This is a genomic window from Exiguobacterium sp. QJM3NY_9, assembly GCF_056173545.1.
This window is the reverse complement of record NZ_CM149679.1, coordinates 1,517,600-1,537,381: the sequence shown is the minus strand read 5'-3', so window position 1 is coordinate 1,537,381 and position 19,782 is coordinate 1,517,600. Positions and strand designations below refer to the sequence as shown.

Genomic DNA, 19,782 nt, shown 5'->3' with positions numbered 1-19,782 from the left:
TGATATAAAATATACGAATCATAAGGAGTGAGAAAAATGGGGCAACACCGGCTGTACACGACAGCGTTCTCAAGCGTCTATCCGCTTTACGTCAAAAAAGTGGAACGGAAAGGTCGGACGAAACAGGAAGTCGATACAATCATCCGTTGGTTGACCGGGTACTCGGAACAACAGCTCGCGCAACTATCGCAAGATGCGACGACCTTCGAAACCTTTTTTGCGGAAGCACCAGACATGCAGGAACGGCGATCACTCATCAAAGGTGTCGTCTGCGGCGTCCGGGTCGAGGACGTGGAGGACGACTTAATGCGCGAGATCCGCTATCTCGACAAACTGATTGACGAACTGGCAAAAGGAAAAGCGCTCGAAAAGATTTTACGGTGACCGTGGGGAATGCCTCATGTTGGCGACTCTCGCTTCCATCTTCGGTGCAACATCCCTTATAACCAGCCGCTTCTAAAGAAAAACCGGGCCCCTGAAGAGGAGTCCGGTCTTCTGAACTGTTAAAAGCGCTCACCCAACCAGTTCAAAACGTCTGCAATCATGTCATCTGAGACAGTATGGTTGATGAATGGATATTTGAGGAACGTCAAATCATTTGTAGTTGAGACAGTTTGTTGCACAAAATGCTGTTGTGTCGCAATCGGAATGACCTCATCGTCCTCTCCATGTAACAATAATGTCGGCGTCACCTGCTCTTGCGACAAGGGATCATACTTTCTCAGGCGTTGTTCTTCTGAAGTCGACAACGTCGTTCTTTTGTCGCGGCTTCGTAAAAGCTGTTCCGAAAAGAGGAAGGAACCAGACCCGTTGATGTTAATCAATCCTGCGCTTCCCTGTTGTTTAGCCGCTGCACCGCTCGCGATGAATCCTCCCATCGAGACGCCGAGCCAAATGATGTCCTCTCTTGGAACGTTCAGCTGTTTTGCGAGCGTGTCCGATTCTTCAATGCTTTGAAACACCACTTCCCAAAAGTGCTGTTCGACGATGCCTTGATCAAAATACGCACTTAGCGCATTGCGGCTGTCATGCAGAATCAGCTCCGGCACAATGACGGTAAATCCTTTACCGGAAAGCATCCGCGCGAATTCATCATATTTGGTCACACTGGATCCCCACCCGTGGTACAGACAGATGATTTTGCGGGAAATTGGACGTTGCGCCGTAAAGGTCCGAATTGGAAAATTGGAATCAGTTAACAGGTTCATAAAACGAATCTCCTTTATTAATGTCTAAATGAATCGATGACACTTATGTAAGCTGCTTGTAACATCCATTTTTTGCTATGTTTATGGACGAGAGGAGGAAGAACATGGGTTTACTTTGGTTTAATCTAATCATGCTTGCCTTTTACTTTCCGAGTCTGATTCTGCACGAATACGGGCATGCGCTCGTCGGCCGCCTGATTGGTCTGAATCTAAAATCAGTTTCGATCGGGAAAGGAAAACCCTTCTTACGCATCGGTCATTTTTCCGTCGCTCGAAAGCAGATATGGGAAGGCCTATATCAACCACATCCTCCAACGGTTCCGCTTCACCGTGGACAAAGAGCTGCCTTGTTACTTGGCGGGATTTGCGCCAATTTTATAGCTGGAACATTCGTTGCCGGATTAAGTCAGCTCTTTCCAAGTCCGGTCATGCATCTGTTGGCTCCACCGTTTATTCAGTTGTCCACCATTTTCATTTTATTTAATCTGATTCCAATCCGGTTGACCAGTGGCTTTCCAAGCGACGGACTGCAATTAAAACGGTTGTTCTTTAACAAGAACTCACGAACCGACTGACAGGAGATGATTTCATGATGAGAACCTTATTGCTCGCCGGATGTGTTGCTGAGCAACCGAAAACTGTTCCATGGGGTGAACATACACCGGCTCAAACGGAAACGGCTAAAAGCCAATGACATTGAGTTTATAGTCAAGGGCGATCAATTACTGATTTCGCAAGATCAGGTCGATCAAGCGACAAGGTGTTGTACTTAATAGAAAAAATAATCAAGATGGCTATCTCCTCTTAATTTTCAGAAGATAGCCGTTTTTGCTTTTCAAACGGTTCAATAAAATTCATACAATCCGTCATCGAAATAACGGAATGTTTCTTCTGAGATTGGTGAAAATCCATATCCCGAATAGAACGCATCGAACATCTTGATATCCTTCCGAAAAGATCGTGTCGCCAAGGCTTCATCGTAGCGGGAATCGCCGACCTTCATTCCAGCTAGGTCAATGAAAGCAACGATTTCGTTGTCTCGGACCAATAGATTGTCTGTCGTACAATCCCCGTGTATCCACGTCGCTGGAACAGGTTCCGGCTGCTTGGTGGATAATGCGTTAAGCAACTCGCGTGAACCATTTGTCCAGCCCTGTTCAATGTAGCGATTGGCTTGAAGCAGCTGTTTGCCCAGCCAGTCTTTTGAAGAATGGGTAGGGCTAGTCCCGCTCGTATGAAGCTGTCTGAGGAACCGTCCGAATGCACGAATCAGCTCAAAACGTTGCAGTTCGGAAGCACCCGCTAGTGCCGCTGTCAACGTCTCACCGGCTATGTAGGACATCAGTAAATAATCCTGTTGCGCGTCTTCGATATAATCAATATAAGTCGGGATAATGATGTGTTTTGACTTGAACGTCTGCATCACTGTCGCTTCCTGCGCCAACCACTCGCGGTATCGGGGTAAGCTTGCCTGCTTGAGGATATAGGTACCGCCTAACGTTTTCACATAGTAGACGATGGCTGTTCCCCCCTGCTCGGGAACGGGATGGACCGAATCGATCACACCGACTTTTTGTTCGATTCGTTCTTGGATAGAAACGTTCATATCAAAATTCCTTCCCCGACCGTAAACGCCTTAAACGCAACCGGCGACGACAGACGAATCCAGGTCGACGGTTTTCCGTATTCCATCGAAGCATCGATAAACGCTTCCAGTGTCTCGACTGTCGGCGTGTACAGTTTGACCATGAAATTAAACGTCCCGGCGAGCCGGTGGCACTCGACGACATCCGGATGATCTTTACAAAACGTGATGAACGCCGCACAGCGTGTCTGCTCGAACAACAAAATCGCCATGATTGTTTTTTCGATCGCGACGGGATTGATGACGGCGCGGTATCCTTCAATCACTCCCCGATCTTCCAACTTCTTGACCCGTTCGTTGACGGCGGGGGTTGAAAGGCCAACCGTTTTGCCGAGTTCTGTCCAGGACATCCGTCCGTCCGCCTGCAACGCATGGATGATGGCGTAATCAATTTCGTCCATTTTTCACTCTCCTAATATTATGAAGACATATCTTTAAATTACCATTGATTCTTAGGCGAAGCTACTTGAAAACAAGGAAAACCATCTGTCCGGTCATGCCCTTCTTTCGTACAATTAAGACAGATCAAACGAGACGTGAGGTGAACGACATGCAGGCAACAAATTGCACCCGCTGTGCGGAGACATTTGAAGAAGGTCAGGAAACATACCACTGTTCGCACAACTGTACCTTTTGCAAAGAGTGTACCGAGACGATGAATTCGATTTGTCAAAATTGCGGAGAAAGATTGGTCCGGGTTGAGCGATAAACATAAGCAAGGGAGCGGATTGTTGGAATCCGCTCCCTACGTTCGTTATTCACGTGTCGACACCTTGCGTTCTGCCAGCCGGTCTTTCGCCTGTTCCTGATGTTTCTGAATCGTACTTTCTCCGACCGCTTTCGCCAGTCCCCGTGTCGGCAGATTGACATACATCGTCTCATAATTGCTGATTTCAAACGTCTCATGGAAAATCCCGACGGCGTTACTCGCCCGCGACGACTGATTAAACTGTTTCCACGCGGTCAGGTGACGGTTGCTGTGCGAGTAGGCAATTAGAGCGTCGGAGGAACGCCAATACTGAATCAACGTGACTGACCGCCAACCGACGAGCATCTCATGCGACAATAAACCGACCTGCTGCTCATAACATTCCTTAATCATCGGGGTCATCGCCTGAACGGCCGGTAACCATTTCCGGACCGCTCGCAGACGGTTGATCCGTAACCCGATGATGAATACGACGACGCCTTCATTCGGTGTCGCGATCACGCGTTTCATCGTCTTTTCCTCCTTCAAGTGTCTGAATCGACGCAGCACACCATTCGAGCAAAGCTTGTGTCTTCCGTTTACCGTAATCGAGCGTCAAGAGCCAATACATCGCTTCGTTTGTTTCAGGATAGGCACGAATCGTTTGTTCAATCATGTTGTACGTCTCGAGCCGTTCCCGGAGCAGAACGGCATGCTGATCGATTTTTTGAATCGTCGTTTCTTTTGACTCATGACGGGCAAAATAAAGTTTCAGCAACAGTTCATTCCGCTGGACCGGCAGTTCGCTCGTCGGTTCCTCGACCCAGCGCCTGAGTTCTTCCTCTCCGTTCGGGGTCAAAATGAACGTCTTCCGGTCGTCCCCTTCACTCGTCTCTTCAATTAGTCCCTCTTGCGTCAACGTCTTCAACATCGGATAGACCTGTCCGAAGCTGATTTTCCAAAAATGATTGAGACTTGTATCAATCGTCTGCTTCATTTCGTAGCCTGACGTACAGCCGCTTGCAAGTAGCCCTAAAATCGCATACCGGGTCATGTTTTCTTTTGGCATAAGTCGCTCCTATATCTTTTAGATAGTATCTTTTAGATATATATTCCCGGTCTTTTAGTAAGTAAACGAATATTCGGAATTTTTACGAATGAAATATCATCTTACATTCTTGTAAGTTCTCCTTCTTTTTTAGGGCAATGGATTTGTTTCGCTATACACTTATAGAGTTTTCATTTTCCTAAAACAGAACAGGAGTTTTCCGCTATGCCTTATCTTTTAAAACTCAGCTTATTCAGCCTTGTCCTGCTGCTTGTAGGATGCAGTCAACCGGAATCGGAACCAACGCCCCCGGTTCCAGCAACAAAAGAATTGATCCGAAGTGAGACGTTTTCGCCGCTCGGACCAAGCAACAGTTATGATTTAACGGCTGTCCATCAGCGGTATCCTTACCTGTCCGGTCCGAGCCACATCGATGAAACCGCTTTGTATTTTTACGCCTCAAACGAGAAAAACAGCTTCATTTTCCATTATTCTTTAACGGATCAAAAGCTGCACAAGTTGTATACGACGAAGCAATCCATTTACAAACTGGTCGGTGTCGGACGGCAGTTATTTTGGATCCGTTATCAAAATCATGCGAATGACAGCACATGGACAATGGAGACCATGGATTTAGCGACCGGTTCCATCCAACAACTGGATCAAGGAACCGAGCCGGAGCATTTTTATCCGGATTTGCAGACGACAGCGACGCATGTCTCCTGGATCAAACATATGAAAAAGAACCGTCAGACACAGTCGCTCGTCCAAAAATATGATGCAGCGACCGGGTACGTCACGACACAAAAAACACTGACATTGAAGGAAACAGCAACCTGGACCGGAGCATATGCGCAACATCTCCGGGACGGAGACGGCGGAATTCTCCTCGATCAAACCATGTACAAAGCGGATGAAAAAACGACCGCCTACACGACACTTTCTGGAAAAACGATCAAAAAAGCCACGATGCCGCTTGATTTTGCTTATGGACAGCACTATCTCGCAACGGGTGCGGAAGGAAACGCTCTGTTCCAGTCGCATGGATCGAACCGGACATCGTATTACTATACGACGCCAGAACCGTATGATCTGGTTGATGCCTTTTGTTTCCTGTCAGCCGATCATGTCGTCTTCCGGGAAGAACAGCATCAACTCCTTTATGTGGACCTGATAAACGGGACAGTTGTCCCACTGACGGACGAGGAAGGCGAGTACTCGAAACCGGTTTTCACGAACGGTCGAATCGGTTACAGTGTGATCCGGGATGACGGAACATTCCATTTTCACCTCATACAACTCAAAAAATAAGGAAAAACACAAAAACCCGTCCTGTCATGGAACGGGTTTTGTCGTCTTCCTTCCATTCACTGTTGCTCCGCGTACGCTTTAAAATGTTCAAGAATCGCCTGCCAGCCCGCTTGTTGCATTTCAGGCGGATTCGTCGACTCCGCTTCAAATGTTTCGACAACTTCCGTTTCATCACCATTCGCCGTAAACAGAATCGTCACGTGGCGTCCATCGTCGATCGTGTACGCTAATTTTTCATAAAGAATCACCTCTAGGTAGACACCGGAAAAATCAAAGCCGACACTTCCATCCTTTGCCGCCATGTGACTAGAAAAACGACCGCCTGCCCGGACATCATTCGTCGCTTCCGTCGTGTGCCAATCGTCCGATGCCGCATTCCATGCCTTGATGTGCTCCGGTTCAGTCCAGTACGTCCAAACTTCTGCGACGGGTCGTTGAATTACGGTCTGGATTTGAATTTCTTGAGCTCGGTTCAAATGAATCACTCCTCTGTAAGTTCAGAATCTGTTCTTTGCTTAACGTTCTGCTTTAACCGAACAAATCCTTCTTTTATAAAGGTAGTTTATTTTGTCAATCCTTCAGCCGTACTAGCCTTACAGCTAATAAAAGTTAACCGATTACACTAGTAGATTTGAACGTGTCAAGGAGAAAGTCCGAGGTGGAAAAGTATTGATTTTTTCAGGCTGTCGTCCGTGGGTTCATCCCTGCTGAGTATCTTCTGAATCTTTTCGAGACAAAACTTACACCCCTGTTCCTCTGACGTGGAGGACTGGGAAAGCCTGTCGTCCCAACAAGAACTCCAACTTTCATCCGAACAATTTTTGCCGTGTACGAAACAGTTCCGTGAACTGTTGCAGGACATCGAACAGGATCCGTCATTTCACGCAAACTTATCGTTTCCCGGGTCAGATCCAGTACAAGCCAAGAAAAAGGTAAAACAAAATCGCACCTGTCATTAGCCAACCATTTTGGCGATTTGTCCAAAGAAACAGAAGCAACATTCCAAATAAAGAAACGAACGCGGCAATCAAAAGTCCTCTGGCTCTTCCAGTACCATCTTCTCGATCGAGATAAAAAAGAAATAAAAATAGCGCGATGTCGAACAAAATAAAATAGACTGTTTCTCGAAGCCGGACATCCTCAATCCATTTCATGTGACCACCTCTTGTACCGTTTAATTATTTTTGCCTTCTTTCGTAATCTCGCAGCACACCTTCAACCAACTCATACAATTTCACGTCATTCTCGAGCACAATATATATCAAATGTTTCCGCCTGATTGAAATAGGTTACACAATCCGAAAGAACCCGTTTCGTCACCGAGACGAGATATGCCGCCTGTCCGATCCCGAACTTCGGCGTTGTTACCAGACTCATAAGCCCCGATTGTTCTTCCGTAAGCGTCGTCTTGTATGTTCCGGACGACCTCATCTTCTCAAGAGTTGTCCATGATTGCCCGTTCGGATTGACATATTGCCGCTCGCCCCTACAAATCGGTCAGATTTCGTCTGATGTCGTGCTTGGGTCCATCTGAACGTCACATGTTGTACTTATCAAGTAAGTCGTCACAGTTCCCCCTTAGCTGTTCAAGATTTTCTCACACGCACCCAAATGATGTTGATCAGAGCGAAAATAGCGGCACCGGCACGAATCCTAGCAGGACACTGACGTCAAAGATTCATTTCGCTTCGTAAACAATAAGTAAGCCGACGATTGCGCCAATCAAAATGCCTAACACACGAAGTACAATCTTTCCGTTTGTCATCGTCATAACCTCCTTTTGTTCATTTGTTTTACAACGTTTTTGGTGCATCCGCCATCGCATTAGCGAGAATCATGTAAATGATTAAATTAATCGGAAGCGGATTGACAATAAAAATCAGCCGAACGGCTAGTGACGAAATACCGAAGTGTTCCGCGAGTCCGCCGCACACCCCCTGAATCGAGCGATCTGTTGCTGATCTGCGTAATGATTGTGCCAATCGTCTCCCCTTCTTTCTTCGATTCCATTTTGGCTTATTCATCCATATGTTACAATAATTAGTATAACGTAACAGAGTCCGATTTTGCAGGGGACAGCCCATTCGAATCGAAATCTGACAGAAAGGACGTGAGACGTTGGATATTTTTTATTTGATTCAGGAACGGGCGTTACCGTTCTCGATTTTAGCTTTACTGATGATGGCCAGTGCCGTCGTCGTGTATGTCGTCTGGAAAAGACAGGTCAGCTTACCGTTGCTGTTGCGCATTTTTACGACCGTCATCTGCCTGACCTGTATCATCGGTTCGGCCGGTATGATGCTTTTCACACTATTCGTCGGTTACAATACGTGAAACAAATGTGATTCCGTTAATCAAACAGACGTCATTCTCTCCCTTTAGGGAAAATGACGTCTGTTTTTCATTCATTGAGCGACTGCCCGTTCAAAAGCGGACTGAGTGCGGTATTCTCGATCTTGCCATATCCAACGCTTCGCTGTCCCTTTCGCCAATCGATAGGTGTTCTGTTCAAATTGATTCCCAGAACTCGTTTTGAAGAAGTTCGCGACAAACAAGTTATCCCGCCCTGTCGTAAATGCATTATGATCAATCCGATTATCACGGACATCATGTTGGACGAGGAGTTGACCGCCTTCAAGTCCCTTCGTGTCATTGCCGGTGACTTGATTGTCCGTAATCCGGACCCGTTTCGTGCCACCGCGCTTCTTATCGTAGCCGCCAATCGAAATGCCGGTAAACCGGTTTTGTTTAACCAGATTGCTACGGACCGTAATGTCTTCTGCATACTTCTTCGCATGTTCACTCGTCACTTCAATCCCGATATCATTCCGCTCGACGGTATTGTGTTCAATCGTCAGCTGTTTCCCGCCATCGACATAAATCCCCGCCGCATTGTAGTCCTTGCCGTAGACCGGATTGCCGTAACTCGAACTGTCGGAGACATGATTCCCGGAAATGATTCCATTACGGACGTAATCCTCCAATTTATTCGCCGCGACTCCCTCATAGCCGATCAAGTCGATGCCGATATTATCGTTACGGCGGACGATGTTATCCGTGACAGAAAACCCGTCGATGTTGCCGTTTAAGACAAGTGCTTCGCTCGCACCAAGCCGATTGTCTTCGACCCGGTTGCCGCGGACGGTGATTTGCTTCAAGCGACCGGTTCCGTAAATCGCAATCCCATGGGCATTGCCGTCTTTCGCATTCGTCTTAATGCGCCGGACCTGATTATCGATCAATTGAATATTCCGTCCGGTTCCGGTGACAAAAATCCCAATCGGTGTCTCATTGGTTCGTGTCGTTTTGATGTCTGCGACAATCAGTCCTTGAATCGTCACGTACTGCCGGTCTTCAATTCGGATGAGCGTCGTCTCTCCGTCCTGCTTCTTCAACGCCTTCCCACTTAAGACGACTTTTTCTGTTTGGTAATTCCGGAAGACGACCGGTGCCTGTTTCGTTCCGCTGTGCTTGACCGTCAACGCTTCCGTGTATGTTCCTTGACGGAGATACACCGTCGTCCCGGCTTTCGCAAGCTGACTGGCCCGTTTCAGTGTTTGGAGCGGTCGTTTCAACGAACCGGAATTCGTATCCTTACCGGCCGGCGCAACATAAATGACTTTTTTTGAAGCGGTCGATTCCGCCTGTTCCTGGTTCCATGTCGCTAAACAACCGAACAGTCCGAGCGACAGCAAGAGAATAAAACGTTTTTTCATATAACCCTTCCTTCCTGTGACACCTAATCCAATTGTAAATATCATCCATTCCACTTACACTGAATATACTTACAGATGAAGGAGTGACGTGGATGTTGAAACAACTTCTTGTCTATTCACTATCGGCACTTTTACTTGCCGGTTGCAGTTCGGAAGAGACCGTGTCGAAAAAAGTCGTCAAACCGATGGAGTTGCCGTTGACACTCACACTCGATACGACTAAAACTCCATCAGATTCGGATAAAAATGAGGCTGTTTATATCATGACTGGGAAAACCGACAACCTCCTTTACCTGACCGGAATTGAGTATTTTGCATCCGGCGAACAAAAAAATTGGTTTACCGAAACCATCAAACCCGGTCACTATGATGGGGAAAAACTGACACTCGGGCAAGTGTTCGATACGACAAAAGGCTACCGTTCATACATGTTTGACTTAGATGGTCTCATGCAGGAAAAATCCGAGGAGTCAGATGATTTAAAGAAAGTCATGATGAGTGGCGTCGAGTTTCGTGATACGTCATTTCGCCCATCTGAATACGATGTGTTGATGTTTGAGAAATCAACCGTTCAGGAGTCGATGGGAACAGACTCAATCGACGCCATCCATTCTCCTGAAGATATCCAACTCAAAAAAGGCGAGCGCGCTTTTACGATTTTTTTATCGACAACTCCTGTCGGCAGTTCGAGTGACGATACATTATGAAAACAGACCTGCCCCTTAAGTCAAAGAGGCAGGTCTGTTGTATTCACTTCCGTTGATGCGGCAAGGGAATCGTCAACGGCTTGAAGTCCGGTCCGAGCAGGATCTTCATTAAAAAAATCAGCTGTCCGGTGTGATAGGCATAATGCGCGAGTTGCCGTTCGATTGCGTCAACGACGAGATGCGGTTCCTCGCGAATCAAAACGGTCCGTTCCAAATCGTCCGGTGTCAAGGACGCAAGCGTTGATTCGACGAGTTGCCAGCCGTCATTCCACAGTTTCAGCAACGTCGCTTTGTCATGTCCCTGGTCGATGAACTCAGCGTCCCGGTTGCGGTCCGTTTTTTCGCCGTCCGTCGTCAAAAAATCGGTCCAGCGTGACGTCATATTGTTCGTCATGTGTTGAATCAGTAACGCGGCGCTGTTCGTATCCGGTGCCAGTATCTGATGAAACTGTTCCTCGTTCAGCCAACCGAGTGCCTGCTCTGCCGGTTCGCGGACCGCGCGGAAGCGTGCTTGAATTGCTGTCAAATACACCTCTTCAAAAGCCATTTCCCTCACTCCTTCTGCTGTTAATCGATCACAAAGTCCACGCCATTTGCTCCACTGACCGGTATCGTCCGTAACATTTTTAAGTTGTCATCCGTGACGGTCAACCGGTATTCACCAGAAGATGACATGTCCGTTTCCGTGAAGTAGGAAGTCTTCTTATACGGATTCCGATACAGGTAACGGTAATGATTCCCCTGCTTCCAAAACTTCGGTTGAACCTGTTCAACCCGGAACGCTTGTCCGAACGTCCACTTGACGAGCCGTTGATCAGTATCATTTTCACCGGTATTGATGATTTGATAACCAGTCTGTTTGTTGATCATCCGCATCGGTTCCGTCGCCCAGTAGTTGACATCATCCAATACTGAAAATGACTTTTGTTGCATCGTTCCGTCCGTCTTCAGCTTGATCATCACGCCGTCGGTCGTTGCAAAATACGCTGTGTCCTTCGCGCCGTATAAAGCAGTATAAGCATATGGTTCAACCGCTTTTCGAATGACACGTGATTTTCCGGTCGTCTGGTCGAGCAGGACCATTCCGGCCGCCCCTTCTTGATCATCCTCGGTACCGTTGTTGGCGTAAGCAATCGCCTGATCCAGTTCAAGAATCGGTGAATCAACGACTGGCATCAACCGGTCTTCAATCGGATACCGTTTGTCCGTCCGGACGTTGATTAATTGAATCTTTTCCGACGGCTTTGCAGCGTTTGATGTGACCCAGGCATCTTTCCCGTAATGGGCAACGGATGTGATCGATGTATTCGGCACCTCGTGTTTCTTGAACGTCCCTCGTTTTAAGTCATACGTAAAAAAGTGGTCAGTTTCGATACCGTCCGGGTGATGGATATAAATATGCCGCGGGTCCGTTCCCTTTTGTGAAAATGCCATCCGATGCAAATCTGGATCAGCAATCGCTCCCGTCTTTAATTCTGTTCCCGTTTTTGATAATGTCGTCATCAGTGCCGGCTCTTGCGGATCACCCTGTGTTTCTTTAGAACGGTTGATGTCGCTTCCAGACAGCAGGATGACCTGACCGTCGTTCGGCTTGAACGTCATCGTCGTGACATCTTTTGATATGACCGGGTAAGAACTGGCTTTGGGTTTTTCAGGATGCGCGCCGATATAGAATGCACTCGCACATCCAGCTGCTGCTAGTCCAGCCGTTCCGTAAATCAATCGTTTTTTCCATGATTGAAGCAAAATCATTCACTCATTTCATTTGTCATTTCGTCCTTCCATTATACCGCTTTTTTGTAAATAAATTCTTTTGATCACAACCTCTGTTACTTATTGACCAAATATTTCATTAAGAAAAGACACTGTCGCATTAACAGTGCCTTGATGTATCCTCAGTTATCTTGCCGTGACGCCACTGTCGAACGGAAGACCGACGCCTGAGATATGGCTCGCTTCATCCGTCGCGAGGAACAGGACAGCATGCGCGATCTCTTCCGCATTCCCGACATGACCAGGCGGAACCACCTGTTGCATCCCGCGAAACACACTGTTGACGTTATTGAACGTCAACATAGTTTCTTGTTATTTCTCACTAAACAAATAGAGAGTGCACGGTGCTAGCCGTGTCACTCTCCTATACTTTATGAAATTTGTTCAGCCGATTGATTCGCTCCGTTATTGACTTTCTTTTGACCGACGAATACAAATGCTGCCAAGACGAGCAAAATCAACGGTGTCATTGCGACTGCCATGCCTTGTCCTGCATTTAAGTGTGTCAAAACGGCGCCTGCCATGACGAGTACAAGTAGCCCGCTGAAGACTGGAATAAGTTTCTTTTTCCAGTAACCAATCAATAAGCCGATGGCTGCTACCACTTCAATTGTTCCAACAAAATACATGAACCCTGTTCCATAGCCGTACACGTTTTCAAACGAGTCGACCATTGTCAGATCTGCACTCAGTTTCATAAATCCAAATAATAAAAAGCCAACTACTAACACCCCTTGAATAATACGTACACTCCACTTCATTTTTACAACCTCCTGTTTTTTCTGTCTCTTACTCTCTTATCGTAAAGTCCTGTTTGTGAACTGAGAAGTAGGCACATTAATGTGGTTAAGTATCAAAAAGGATACTACGCATAATCAGCAGGCACTGACGAGCCAAGGCTGTCTCAGTTTTTAACCCGATAATAAAAAGAACAATAGACAAAATTTTCAAATAATTTTATAGTTGAGTTACCTTATTTTGTAAAAGGAGCGTTCGAATGGATATTTCCGTTAATCACCTCTCCCATGCGTTTCAATTAGACGGGAGTCCATCACTCGTCTTAAACGACCTCACGTGCCAGTTCTCAGCCACCGAAGTGACAGCAATCGTCGGTGCCTCGGGTTCCGGCAAGTCGACCTTTCTCAGTATGATTGGTTCACTCGACCGTCCGACATCCGGACAAATCGAATACGACGGCCAAGACATCAGCCGTTGGAAAAATCGCCGCCTCTCCGCCTTCCGGGCACAGGAAATCGGCTTCGTCTTTCAACAGTTTCACCTTCTGCCTGCTTTGACGGTCAAAGAAAACGTGCTCGTCCCGCTCTTAAAACAAAAAACGGACTTCAACAAAGAAGAACGGATTGCCCAGATCCTCGAGAAAGTCGGCTTGCTTGAAAAACAACACGCGTTACCGGCCCAACTGTCCGGGGGTCAACAGCAACGGGTCGCGATCGCACGGGCGCTGATTAGTCGCCCGCGCTGGATCCTTGCCGATGAACCGACCGGAAATCTTGATTCCGTCACCGGCGAGACAATTTTTCAATTGTTGCTTGACTTGCACAGGGAAGAGAAGTGCGGCATTTTGTTCGTCACCCATGACGTGGCACTTGCTGAACGGGCGGACCGGATTCTGTTCATGCAGGACGGACAAATCATTGAAGATCGTCGTAAGAAGACCATCCAAAGCGGGTAAACGAGACATCACAGCTCTTCTTATCGGCAGCTTTACCAAATGCTCCACGGCTCACCTCACTACTCATTACAACATCAAGGAGGATCCAGATGCTACGTTTCGTTTTGAACCACTGGCGCCGGCAACGCTTTAAATTCATTTTGACGCTTGTCGGTGCCCTGATTATCAGTGCCGGACTCAGTTTGATGTTCAACCTGACCGATTCAAGTCAAGGTACGGTCGAACAGACATTACAGAAAAAATGGTCGTCCGCTTACGACATCGTCGTCCGACCGAAAGGCAGCCAGATGGCGACCGAAGCGAGTGACCTGCTTGAGCCGAACTATTTGAACGGCATCAACGGTGGGATTTCCTTTCAACAGTATGAGGACATCAAACAGATGAAGGAAGTTGATATTGCCGCACCGATTGCTGTGATCGGATATGCCAATACAACCGTAAGTTTTAAGAATGCACTTACTTTTCCGAAAGATTCCGGTATTTATCGTCTAACATCAACTAGCTATATCGAAACAGGATTTGGCAGAGAACGGCAGTTTCAAGAATCTATTCACATTGCTCAAGGCAGTAAAGTCAAAGTCCCTGAAAATATATCGTTTTCAACCCGTTCAACTAAAGATTTTCGTAATGCCAATGCGAGTAACCCCGCTCTTATCGTTGCCATCGATCCGTCGGAGGAAGCACGACTCGTTGGGCTCGATCAAAGTGTCAGCAAAAAAAACCAATCGCGATATTTTTCAAGCCTCGATCACTTCGAGAACGATAAAAATCGCGGGGACGTCATTCCTGTGCTCATCAATCCGAATTCCTATAATCAAGGAAATTATGAATATACAATTGAAAAGTTAGACGTCCCTTATGACACGGAACAAGATCAAAAAAAGCTAATCGATACCTTAATCAAAAAACAACCAGACGGTGATATTGTCCGTTCAATTCTCTCGACCTATCCTGCAAAAGTTGTCAAGCAGTTGGACATTCCAACCTCTAAAGTTGAGGAAACCTATTTACAGACATTGATTGATAAAATAGGAATGATTCCTTCTTCAGATCCTGCTGGAAATGAGGGTGCTCAATTGCTGTATCAATCAGGTCCATTACAATTCGAGGAGACGAAAAGTCCGTATCCAAGCCGATGGACGAATGCCTACGAAATTCATTCGTCTACGATTAAGCTTAAGAACTGGTATTATTCAAAGTCTTCGTACCCCGCAGTTGGATATCGTTCGCTAACTTCGACTGGTAAGAAAAATCCTAATTCAGAACCTGATATGATTCCAATTGTACATCCATATTTAACTTTCAAGGTTGTCGGTTTATACGACCCGAATAAAATCAACGTCTCAAAAGATCCGCTCAACGAATTACCGATGGAAACATATCGTCCGTCGTCCGCTGATCTTGTCCTTGACGCCGAAGGAAAACCGATCAACCCGGCTAAACCGATTGATACGTCAGGAAACCCGGTTGGTCTATTGACCAGTTCACCGAATATCCTGACGACGCTTGACAGCGCCTTAGCAGTTAACGGGAAACAAGCGATTTCATCCATTCGTTTAAAAGTCAAAGGAGCAGCGACCGTCAGCGAACAGTCGGAACAACTGCTGCAAGACGTGAAAAAACAAATTGAACAAGAGACCGGTCTCGTCGCGACGATCACGAAAGGCTCCTCCCCGCAACCGGTCGTGACGAAAGTCGTTGATGACGGGAAGACACTCGGCTGGATTGAACAGCCGTGGATCCACATCGGTGCCGCGATGACGATTTTCCGTGAGACGAGCGTCGGCTTCTCCGGTGTCATCTTCGCGATGCTTGCCGTCGCCATCGTGTATGTCCTCGCGACGAGCTACGTCTCGATGCTTGCCCGCCGGAAAGAGTTCGCTGTCTTGCTCGCACTCGGCTGGCGGACGAAAGATCTTTACCGGATCGTCATGATTGAAGCCGTACTGCTCGCAGGCTTCGTCTCGCTCGTCGCCCTGCTCGTCGAAAGTATTTTCTCGTATGTCCGCAATGAGACGATGAACGTACTGAGTCTCGTCTTGATCGCCGGGTTCAGCTTACTCATCTACCTGACTGGTGCTGCCTGGTCCGCCTGGACGATTCGTCAGATTTCGCCGTACGAAGCGATTAAGACCGGTGAATACGCCGCATCCTCACACATCAAACTGGGTCTGCGTTCGACCTTTACACTGGCGTTAAAGGAAATCTTCGGTAAATGGAAACGCAATGCGTTGTCGATTTTGTCGATTGCGTTACCGACAGCACTGTTGACATTCTTCCTGTTCGTGACGTTCCACTTGCAAGGTGTCCTCTATACGTCCTGGCTCGGCCAGTTCGTCGCGCTTCAAGTCGGCCCGATGCATTACGTGACGATGGGCGTCGCGATCACGATCGCCATCTTGACGACCGGTGAAATCATGTGGCAAAACGTCACCGACCGCCGCGCCTCCCTCGCCATCCTCAAAGCTGTCGGTTGGACAAATCGTTCGATCCGCCAATTGATTCTGCTCGAAGGGATGCTGATCGGATTCGTCGCAGGGCTGGTCGGTCTCAGCATTTCCTATCTGACGATTTACGTCCTGTATGATTTAGTCCCGTGGGACGAACCGCTCTTGATTGGTGTCTCGCTTGCTTTGCCAATCCTGTTCGGGACAATCGCTTCACTGCTGCCGGCGCAAATCGCGGCACGGGTCAATCCGTATCAAGAGTTGAAAGATGCAGGTTAATCGCACCTAAATACAAAACAGGCATGATGGCTCGCGGCCATCATGCCTGTTTTGTGATTCATTGCTTTGGAATCGGCAACGTCTCTGTCAGTCCGAGTTCAATCACTTTATTTTTCTTTAAGCGGTACAACATGTATTGATCCTGCTTGTACGCCTTCAGCTTGACGGCGATTTGGTGGCGCCGCTCCTTACTTTCGTCCGTATCAGCATATGCCGGACGGACCTCGACGATTTGTGCTTTTCCATATTGTTTTTGGACATATTGCGTCACTTTTGCTTGTACCATTTTTTCATAGGCGACGTCCGGTCCCCGGTTGAGGACGACATAGCCGACGCAACCAATCAGTGTCAGTAAAAAGAATGCTAAGATAGACTTTTTCACAATGTTCCTCCTCGGCCAAGCGATTCGTTTTTTTGTGAAACGCGTTTCGTACGGCAAACATTTTACAACTTGTTTGACTTGAGCGATACAGCGTGCGTGGTGATTATTTACGGAGTTTCAAGACGGGTGAATTTTCTTTTAACCGGAAGTCATAATCCGCGGCATTGACATATAACGGATCTGTATACAGTGACGTCGCATCACTGACTTGTTTATTAAATGCAGCAAACGACAAGGCGTCCTCTTCCCAAATCCAGTCACTCGTCTTGCCGGGCTCTTTTTCATAGACGTTGCGTGCGAACTGATTCGTCGAACCGCTCGACACGTAATTGGCGATCATGATGCGGGACGGACCCGCCGTCACAGTATTTTCCTCGAAGCGTGTCGTTTCCACATAGTGCTGGACCAATAGTTGTCCGCCGTCTTCGCCCTTCGTATCGTTCCGGTAAAGGACATTTCGTTGAATCACCGTCTGTCGTGTCCCGCCCCGCTTGCTGTCGTAGCCGCCAATCGCGATGCCCGTGTAGTTGTTTTCATACACTGTATTCCCGACGACGTTAATCTGTTCAGCATATTTTCCGCGATGCTCGGATGTCACTTCGATTCCGATATCACTTCGATAGACGGTATTGTTGATGATGTCGATATTTTTCCCGCCGTCAACGTATATCCCGCCGGCAGCATACGCGTCCCCGTAAGCCGGGTTCCCGTAGGACGAGATGTCGTGGACGATATTGCCGGTGACGATTCCGTCCCGAACGTAATCTGTTCCGCTCGTCGCGACGCCCTCGTGCCCGATCAAATCGATTCCGATGTTATCATTTCGGCTGACCCGGTTCTCTTTGACGGTGAAGCGTCGGATGTCCCCGTTTAAGACAATTGATTCACTCGAACCGAGCCGGCAATCTTCGACACGATTTTTCGTAAGCGTGATGTCATGCATTGGTTCCGTCCCGTAGACGGCAATCCCATGTCCGTTTCCGTCCTTCGACGACGTTTCGATCCGGCGGACGGTGTTTTGCTCGAGCGTCACGTCGTGGCTCGGTCCCGTCAGGTAAATACCGATGATCGTTTCATCGGCACGCTTCGTTTTGATGTCCTCGATGATGAAGCCGCGAATCGTCACGTAGGCCTTCCCGTCCATCGTGATGAGCGCCGTTGTTCCATCTTGCGACTTGAGTTTTTTCCCGCTTAAGATGACTTCATCATTCCGGTACGGTCGAAAAACGACCGGTTTCGCCTTCGTCCCGCTGTTTTTGACGACGAGCGGTTCCGTGTAGACGCCGGCATGGACATATACGGTCGTCCCAGGTTTCGCTAACGCAGCTGCCTGTTTTAGCGTCCGGACCGGGTTTTTCCGGGATCCGTCTTGTACATCGTCACCGTCCAGTGCGACATGAATTTCATTCGCCCTGAGACTCGGGTTGATCCAGACGGTGTAGAGAAAAACTCCTGCTAGAAGGAGAAACAAGAGAATCATGTAACGATTTTTCACAAGCTTCACGTCCTTTAAAAAACGATCTGACGTGCAATCGTTTCGTCTCTTCTTTTCATTATACTTGATTTTCAGAACGGTCTCCTAAAAAAAATCAGAAGCCGCTTCCTCGCTCCTGACGAATCGTTTAGATAATGGTCGTGAATTTTTTCGAAGTTTGATTCAAGGTCTCGGCCGCATGACTGACTGTATCAAACCGGCTTAACGTCTCTTCCATGACGCGGACGCTTGACGAGGCATCTTCGTTCGCCCGTGTAATCCCGGTTTCAATCCGGCTTAATTCCTTGTTCATGTCATCGGTCGTCGTCCGGACGTTGACGACGGCGAGTTCGACGAGTTTCGAAAGGTTTCTGACTTCCATCGCAACGACGTTAAATCCACTCCCGTGTTCACCCGCGCGCGCTGCTTCAATCGAGGCGTTCAAAGACAGCAAGTTCGTTTGGGCGGCAATCTCTTTAATCGTCCCCGCGATTTTTGTGATTTCCGACGATTGTGCCTGTAAGTTCGCCAACGTCTGCAAATTGTTTTTGGCGTCCGTCGCCATTTTTTCAATCGTCCGCTTCAATTCTTCACTTTCCTGCTTTCCTTGAAGCGAACGCTCATCGAGATGTGTCGCGATTTGTTCGAAGGATGTTGCATATTCTGCAATCGTTTCCTGACGCGCCGTAATGTCTGACGCAATCTTGACGACGCCTACGACCTGGTCATTTTCGTAAATCGGCATATACGTCGCTTCGAGCCAAATCGCATTGCCTTGCGAATCAATCCGCTTGATTTTGTCAGCGGCACTAAAACCGCTCAGTAATTTTTTCCAAAGTTCCTGGTAAGCAGGACTGTTGACGAATTCCGTTGGACAAAACAGATGATGGTGCATACCGATCATTTCGTCGCGTCGGTATTTCATCGTCTTCGCGAACAGATCATTGACGTCGACGACACGACGTTGTACGTCAAACCGGATCATGGCGACATTTGTTTTTAAGGCTTCCAGGACATGTGTAGATGAGAGTGTTTTTTCATTTGAAAGGGGTGTAGTCAAGTGGGTGGTCTCCTTCGGTTGTACCTTAACCGATTGCGCTAGATTTTTTAATTCATCTATCAGAGGTATCGAAAGGTGCAGGTTGTTTGTTTTTTAATTTTTCAGTTGATTAATAATCAGATTTCAAAATATCGTAGATATTAGGAACTAGTTCGTTATAGTTATATATCCTTTTGATATATCGTTTAAACCTATTTTTAAGTAATTGATTCGTTCTAAGAAGACTTAGAATAGCAAGTCTTATGATGTGATAACATTTTTTTGCTCACTCGCTTTAAAATATTGACTCGAAATCAAAAAAAACGCCCCCGTCGACGTTTACGAAAAGGACGTTGAAGCATTGTTCGATTG

General features: G+C 47.4%; 24 protein-coding genes. 8 read left to right on the top strand and 16 right to left on the bottom strand.

What is annotated here, in order from left to right:
- Positions 1 to 36 precede the first annotated feature (36 nt).
- Entirely contained in the window at positions 37 to 384 is a 348-nt protein-coding gene (locus AC0VYQ_RS07945) for a DUF2200 domain-containing protein (RefSeq protein ID WP_475403328.1), read from the top strand.
- Between the two features lie 119 nt (positions 385 to 503).
- Here the strand turns inward: AC0VYQ_RS07945 and AC0VYQ_RS07940 are convergent, their stop codons facing one another.
- On the bottom strand, positions 504 to 1,208 hold the full coding sequence (locus AC0VYQ_RS07940) for an alpha/beta hydrolase (protein ID WP_475403327.1): 705 nt from the start codon (positions 1,206 to 1,208) through the stop codon (positions 504 to 506).
- Between the two features lie 104 nt (positions 1,209 to 1,312).
- Here AC0VYQ_RS07940 and AC0VYQ_RS07935 point away from each other — a divergent pair, with 104 nt between their 5' ends.
- The gene (locus AC0VYQ_RS07935; RefSeq protein WP_214845679.1) at positions 1,313 to 1,783 is read left to right on the top strand and encodes a site-2 protease family protein; all 471 of its coding nucleotides are present in this window, start codon (positions 1,313 to 1,315) and stop codon (positions 1,781 to 1,783) included.
- A gap of 269 nt (positions 1,784 to 2,052) precedes the next feature.
- On the opposite strand, the gene AC0VYQ_RS07930 is transcribed toward AC0VYQ_RS07935, so the two are convergent.
- Entirely contained in the window at positions 2,053 to 2,814 is a 762-nt protein-coding gene (locus tag AC0VYQ_RS07930; RefSeq protein ID WP_475403326.1) for a phosphotransferase, read from the bottom strand.
- A complete protein-coding gene (locus tag AC0VYQ_RS07925) occupies positions 2,811 to 3,254 on the bottom strand; it encodes an Lrp/AsnC family transcriptional regulator (protein WP_475403325.1) in 444 nt (147 codons plus the stop codon). Before AC0VYQ_RS07925 ends, AC0VYQ_RS07930 begins: the two co-directional genes overlap by 4 nt.
- A 95-nt stretch (positions 3,255 to 3,349) precedes the next feature.
- On the opposite strand from AC0VYQ_RS07925, the gene AC0VYQ_RS07920 reads away from it, so the two are divergent.
- Positions 3,350 to 3,562 (top strand): DUF1272 domain-containing protein, encoded by a 213-nt coding sequence (locus AC0VYQ_RS07920; RefSeq protein WP_475404748.1) that lies wholly within the window; start codon positions 3,350 to 3,352, stop codon positions 3,560 to 3,562.
- Between the two features lie 45 nt (positions 3,563 to 3,607).
- On the opposite strand, the gene AC0VYQ_RS07915 is transcribed toward AC0VYQ_RS07920, so the two are convergent.
- Together AC0VYQ_RS07915 and AC0VYQ_RS07910 are read right to left on the bottom strand one after the other, a co-directional pair.
- The gene (locus tag AC0VYQ_RS07915) at positions 3,608 to 4,072 is read right to left on the bottom strand and encodes a DUF4188 domain-containing protein (protein ID WP_475403324.1); all 465 of its coding nucleotides are present in this window, start codon (positions 4,070 to 4,072) and stop codon (positions 3,608 to 3,610) included.
- Positions 4,044 to 4,610, bottom strand: coding sequence for a PadR family transcriptional regulator (locus AC0VYQ_RS07910; protein WP_475403323.1), 567 nt, complete (start codon positions 4,608 to 4,610; stop codon positions 4,044 to 4,046). The genes AC0VYQ_RS07915 and AC0VYQ_RS07910 overlap by 29 nt, the downstream gene beginning before the upstream one ends.
- 204 nt (positions 4,611 to 4,814) lie before the next feature.
- Between AC0VYQ_RS07910 and AC0VYQ_RS07905 the strand changes: the two genes are divergently transcribed.
- Positions 4,815 to 5,900: a hypothetical protein gene (locus AC0VYQ_RS07905; protein ID WP_475403322.1), complete on the top strand. Its 1,086-nt coding sequence runs from the start codon at positions 4,815 to 4,817 to the stop codon at positions 5,898 to 5,900.
- A 56-nt stretch (positions 5,901 to 5,956) separates the two neighbouring features.
- On the opposite strand, the gene AC0VYQ_RS07900 is transcribed toward AC0VYQ_RS07905, so the two are convergent.
- The 3 genes from AC0VYQ_RS07900 to AC0VYQ_RS07890 form a co-directional block, all read right to left on the bottom strand.
- Positions 5,957 to 6,385 (bottom strand): SRPBCC domain-containing protein, encoded by a 429-nt coding sequence (locus tag AC0VYQ_RS07900; RefSeq protein ID WP_475403321.1) that lies wholly within the window; start codon positions 6,383 to 6,385, stop codon positions 5,957 to 5,959.
- A gap of 420 nt (positions 6,386 to 6,805) precedes the next feature.
- Positions 6,806 to 7,054: a hypothetical protein gene (locus AC0VYQ_RS07895; RefSeq protein WP_475403320.1), complete on the bottom strand. Its 249-nt coding sequence runs from the start codon at positions 7,052 to 7,054 to the stop codon at positions 6,806 to 6,808.
- 639 nt (positions 7,055 to 7,693) lie between these two features.
- Entirely contained in the window at positions 7,694 to 7,882 is a 189-nt protein-coding gene (locus AC0VYQ_RS07890) for a PspC domain-containing protein (protein WP_475403319.1), read from the bottom strand.
- 136 nt (positions 7,883 to 8,018) lie between these two features.
- On the opposite strand from AC0VYQ_RS07890, the gene AC0VYQ_RS07885 reads away from it, so the two are divergent.
- Entirely contained in the window at positions 8,019 to 8,234 is a 216-nt protein-coding gene (locus AC0VYQ_RS07885) for a hypothetical protein (protein ID WP_475403318.1), read from the top strand.
- 71 nt (positions 8,235 to 8,305) lie between these two features.
- Here AC0VYQ_RS07885 and AC0VYQ_RS07880 read toward each other — a convergent pair whose 3' ends face one another.
- Positions 8,306 to 9,616 (bottom strand): right-handed parallel beta-helix repeat-containing protein, encoded by a 1,311-nt coding sequence (locus AC0VYQ_RS07880; RefSeq protein ID WP_475403317.1) that lies wholly within the window; start codon positions 9,614 to 9,616, stop codon positions 8,306 to 8,308.
- A gap of 92 nt (positions 9,617 to 9,708) precedes the next feature.
- On the opposite strand from AC0VYQ_RS07880, the gene AC0VYQ_RS07875 reads away from it, so the two are divergent.
- Positions 9,709 to 10,323, top strand: coding sequence for a hypothetical protein (locus AC0VYQ_RS07875; protein WP_475403316.1), 615 nt, complete (start codon positions 9,709 to 9,711; stop codon positions 10,321 to 10,323).
- A gap of 43 nt (positions 10,324 to 10,366) precedes the next feature.
- Here AC0VYQ_RS07875 and AC0VYQ_RS07870 read toward each other — a convergent pair whose 3' ends face one another.
- From AC0VYQ_RS07870 to AC0VYQ_RS07855, 4 genes are all read right to left on the bottom strand, one after another.
- On the bottom strand, positions 10,367 to 10,870 hold the full coding sequence (locus AC0VYQ_RS07870; protein WP_475403315.1) for a DUF1572 family protein: 504 nt from the start codon (positions 10,868 to 10,870) through the stop codon (positions 10,367 to 10,369).
- 20 nt (positions 10,871 to 10,890) lie between these two features.
- Entirely contained in the window at positions 10,891 to 12,075 is a 1,185-nt protein-coding gene (locus AC0VYQ_RS07865) for a hypothetical protein (RefSeq protein WP_475404729.1), read from the bottom strand.
- Positions 12,076 to 12,222: 147 nt separating this feature from the next.
- Positions 12,223 to 12,399, bottom strand: coding sequence for an SDR family oxidoreductase (locus AC0VYQ_RS07860; protein WP_475404728.1), 177 nt, complete (start codon positions 12,397 to 12,399; stop codon positions 12,223 to 12,225).
- 68 nt (positions 12,400 to 12,467) lie between these two features.
- Entirely contained in the window at positions 12,468 to 12,857 is a 390-nt protein-coding gene (locus AC0VYQ_RS07855; protein WP_475404727.1) for a DoxX family protein, read from the bottom strand.
- A 236-nt stretch (positions 12,858 to 13,093) separates the two neighbouring features.
- Between AC0VYQ_RS07855 and AC0VYQ_RS07850 the strand changes: the two genes are divergently transcribed.
- Together AC0VYQ_RS07850 and AC0VYQ_RS07845 are read left to right on the top strand one after the other, a co-directional pair.
- Positions 13,094 to 13,789: an ABC transporter ATP-binding protein gene (locus AC0VYQ_RS07850; protein ID WP_475404726.1), complete on the top strand. Its 696-nt coding sequence runs from the start codon at positions 13,094 to 13,096 to the stop codon at positions 13,787 to 13,789.
- 89 nt (positions 13,790 to 13,878) lie between these two features.
- The gene (locus tag AC0VYQ_RS07845; protein WP_475404725.1) at positions 13,879 to 16,515 is read left to right on the top strand and encodes an ABC transporter permease; all 2,637 of its coding nucleotides are present in this window, start codon (positions 13,879 to 13,881) and stop codon (positions 16,513 to 16,515) included.
- Positions 16,516 to 16,573: 58 nt separating this feature from the next.
- Here the strand turns inward: AC0VYQ_RS07845 and AC0VYQ_RS07840 are convergent, their stop codons facing one another.
- The 3 genes from AC0VYQ_RS07840 to AC0VYQ_RS07830 all read right to left on the bottom strand — a co-directional run bounded on the left by AC0VYQ_RS07840 (position 16,574) and on the right by AC0VYQ_RS07830 (position 19,431).
- Complete coding sequence (locus AC0VYQ_RS07840; protein ID WP_088837084.1) at positions 16,574 to 16,897, bottom strand: hypothetical protein; 324 nt, start codon at positions 16,895 to 16,897, stop codon at positions 16,574 to 16,576.
- 103 nt (positions 16,898 to 17,000) lie between these two features.
- A complete protein-coding gene (locus AC0VYQ_RS07835; RefSeq protein WP_475404724.1) occupies positions 17,001 to 18,392 on the bottom strand; it encodes a DUF1565 domain-containing protein in 1,392 nt (463 codons plus the stop codon).
- A gap of 127 nt (positions 18,393 to 18,519) precedes the next feature.
- Positions 18,520 to 19,431 (bottom strand): methyl-accepting chemotaxis protein, encoded by a 912-nt coding sequence (locus AC0VYQ_RS07830; RefSeq protein ID WP_475404723.1) that lies wholly within the window; start codon positions 19,429 to 19,431, stop codon positions 18,520 to 18,522.
- Between the last annotated feature and the right edge of the window lie 351 nt (positions 19,432 to 19,782).

Excerpts from the sequence above, each read along its gene's own strand:
- AC0VYQ_RS07940 (WP_475403327.1), bottom strand. The coding sequence starts at position 1,208 with ATGAACCTGTTAACTGATTCCAATTTTCCAATTCGGACCTTTACGGCG.
- AC0VYQ_RS07845 (WP_475404725.1), top strand. The coding sequence starts at position 13,879 with ATGCTACGTTTCGTTTTGAACCACTGGCGCCGGCAACGCTTTAAATTC.
- AC0VYQ_RS07895 (WP_475403320.1), bottom strand. The coding sequence starts at position 7,054 with ATGAAATGGATTGAGGATGTCCGGCTTCGAGAAACAGTCTATTTTATT.
- AC0VYQ_RS07860 (WP_475404728.1), bottom strand. The coding sequence starts at position 12,399 with ATGTTGACGTTCAATAACGTCAACAGTGTGTTTCGCGGGATGCAACAG.
- AC0VYQ_RS07935 (WP_214845679.1), top strand. The coding sequence starts at position 1,313 with ATGGGTTTACTTTGGTTTAATCTAATCATGCTTGCCTTTTACTTTCCG.
- AC0VYQ_RS07880 (WP_475403317.1), bottom strand. The coding sequence starts at position 9,616 with ATGAAAAAACGTTTTATTCTCTTGCTGTCGCTCGGACTGTTCGGTTGT.
- AC0VYQ_RS07870 (WP_475403315.1), bottom strand. The coding sequence starts at position 10,870 with ATGGCTTTTGAAGAGGTGTATTTGACAGCAATTCAAGCACGCTTCCGC.
- AC0VYQ_RS07925 (WP_475403325.1), bottom strand. The coding sequence starts at position 3,254 with ATGGACGAAATTGATTACGCCATCATCCATGCGTTGCAGGCGGACGGA.
- AC0VYQ_RS07930 (WP_475403326.1), bottom strand. The coding sequence starts at position 2,814 with ATGAACGTTTCTATCCAAGAACGAATCGAACAAAAAGTCGGTGTGATC.
- AC0VYQ_RS07875 (WP_475403316.1), top strand. The coding sequence starts at position 9,709 with ATGTTGAAACAACTTCTTGTCTATTCACTATCGGCACTTTTACTTGCC.
- AC0VYQ_RS07865 (WP_475404729.1), bottom strand. The coding sequence starts at position 12,075 with ATGATTTTGCTTCAATCATGGAAAAAACGATTGATTTACGGAACGGCT.
- AC0VYQ_RS07855 (WP_475404727.1), bottom strand. The coding sequence starts at position 12,857 with ATGAAGTGGAGTGTACGTATTATTCAAGGGGTGTTAGTAGTTGGCTTT.
- AC0VYQ_RS07915 (WP_475403324.1), bottom strand. The coding sequence starts at position 4,072 with ATGAAACGCGTGATCGCGACACCGAATGAAGGCGTCGTCGTATTCATC.
- AC0VYQ_RS07910 (WP_475403323.1), bottom strand. The coding sequence starts at position 4,610 with ATGCCAAAAGAAAACATGACCCGGTATGCGATTTTAGGGCTACTTGCA.
- AC0VYQ_RS07920 (WP_475404748.1), top strand. The coding sequence starts at position 3,350 with ATGCCCTTCTTTCGTACAATTAAGACAGATCAAACGAGACGTGAGGTG.
- AC0VYQ_RS07850 (WP_475404726.1), top strand. The coding sequence starts at position 13,094 with ATGGATATTTCCGTTAATCACCTCTCCCATGCGTTTCAATTAGACGGG.
- AC0VYQ_RS07945 (WP_475403328.1), top strand. The coding sequence starts at position 37 with ATGGGGCAACACCGGCTGTACACGACAGCGTTCTCAAGCGTCTATCCG.
- AC0VYQ_RS07905 (WP_475403322.1), top strand. The coding sequence starts at position 4,815 with ATGCCTTATCTTTTAAAACTCAGCTTATTCAGCCTTGTCCTGCTGCTT.